The following is a 1933-nucleotide window of genomic DNA, read 5'->3' as shown; positions in this document are numbered from 1 at the left end:
TGCCTCCACCGAAGCTGGCGCTCCGGTTTCCAAGGCTCCTACCTATCCTGTACAATCTGTACCAACATTCAATATCAGGCTGCAGTAAAGCTCCACGGGGTCTTTCCGTCCTGTCGCGGGTAACCTGCATCTTCACAGGTACTATAATTTCACCGAGTCTCTCGTTGAGACAGTGCCCAGATCGTTGCGCCTTTCGTGCGGGTCGGAACTTACCCGACAAGGAATTTCGCTACCTTAGGACCGTTATAGTTACGGCCGCCGTTTACTGGGGCTTCAATTCGCACCTTCGCTTACGCTAAGCGCTCCTCTTAACCTTCCAGCACCGGGCAGGCGTCAGCCCCTATACTTCGCCTTACGGCTTCGCAGAGACCTGTGTTTTTGCTAAACAGTCGCCTGGGCCTATTCACTGCGGCTCTCTCGGGCTTGCACCCTAACAGAGCACCCCTTCTCCCGAAGTTACGGGGTCATTTTGCCGAGTTCCTTAACGAGAGTTCTCTCGATCACCTTAGGATTCTCTCCTCGCCTACCTGTGTCGGTTTGCGGTACGGGCACCTCTCACCTCGCTAGAGGCTTTTCTTGGCAGTGTGGAATCAGGAACTTCGCTACTATATTTCGCTCGCCATCACAGCTCAGCCTTACGGGAAACGGATTTGCCTATTTCCCAGCCTAACTGCTTGGACGCGGATATCCAATACCGCGCTTACCCTATCCTCCTGCGTCCCCCCATTGCTCAAATGGTGAGGAGGTGGTACAGGAATATCAACCTGTTGTCCATCGCCTACGCCTTTCGGCCTCGGCTTAGGTCCCGACTAACCCTGAGCGGACGAGCCTTCCTCAGGAAACCTTAGGCATTCGGTGGAGGGGATTCTCACCCCTCTTTCGCTACTCATACCGGCATTCTCACTTCTAAGCGCTCCACCAGTCCTTCCGGTCTGGCTTCACAGCCCTTAGAACGCTCTCCTACCACTGTTCGAAGAACAGTCCGCAGCTTCGGTGATACGTTTAGCCCCGGTACATTTTCGGCGCAGAGTCACTCGACCAGTGAGCTATTACGCACTCTTTAAATGGTGGCTGCTTCTAAGCCAACATCCTGGTTGTCTAAGCAACTCCACATCCTTTTCCACTTAACGTATACTTTGGGACCTTAGCTGGCGGTCTGGGCTGTTTCCCTTTCGACTACGGATCTTATCACTCGCAGTCTGACTCCCAAGGATAAGTCATTGGCATTCGGAGTTTGACTGAATTCGGTAACCCGGTAGGGGCCCCTAGTCCAATCAGTGCTCTACCTCCAAGACTCTTACCTTGAGGCTAGCCCTAAAGCTATTTCGGAGAGAACCAGCTATCTCCAGGTTCGATTGGCATTTCACCCCTACCCACACCTCATCCCCGCACTTTTCAACGTGCGTGGGTTCGGGCCTCCATTCAGTGTTACCTGAACTTCACCCTGGACATGGGTAGATCACCTGGTTTCGGGTCTACGACCACGTACTCAATTCGCCCTATTCAGACTCGCTTTCGCTGCGGCTCCGCATCTTCTGCTTAACCTTGCACGGGATCGTAACTCGCCGGTTCATTCTACAAAAGGCACGCCATCACCCGTTAACGGGCTCTGACTACTTGTAGGCACACGGTTTCAGGATCTCTTTCACTCCCCTTCCGGGGTGCTTTTCACCTTTCCCTCACGGTACTGGTTCACTATCGGTCACTAGGGAGTATTTAGCCTTGGGAGATGGTCCTCCCGGATTCCGACGGAATTTCACGTGTTCCGCCGTACTCAGGATCCACTCAGGAGAGAACGAAGTTTTGACTACAGGGCTGTTACCTTCTATGGCGGGCCTTTCCAGACCTCTTCATCTACCTCGTTCCTTTGTAACTCCGTACAGAGTGTCCTACAACCCCAATAGGCAAGCCTCTGGGTTTGGGCTAAACCCGT

At 53.3% G+C, this 1933-nt stretch carries 1 rRNA gene; it reads right to left on the bottom strand.

The features are described from left to right. A 23S ribosomal RNA gene (locus ACFWXO_RS45420) occupies nt 1–1933 on the bottom strand; the annotation flags it as partial.

Source organism: Kitasatospora sp. NPDC059088, assembly GCF_042738155.1.
Lineage (GTDB): Bacteria > Actinomycetota > Actinomycetes > Streptomycetales > Streptomycetaceae > Kitasatospora.
This window is presented reverse-complemented; position numbering and strand designations above follow the sequence as displayed.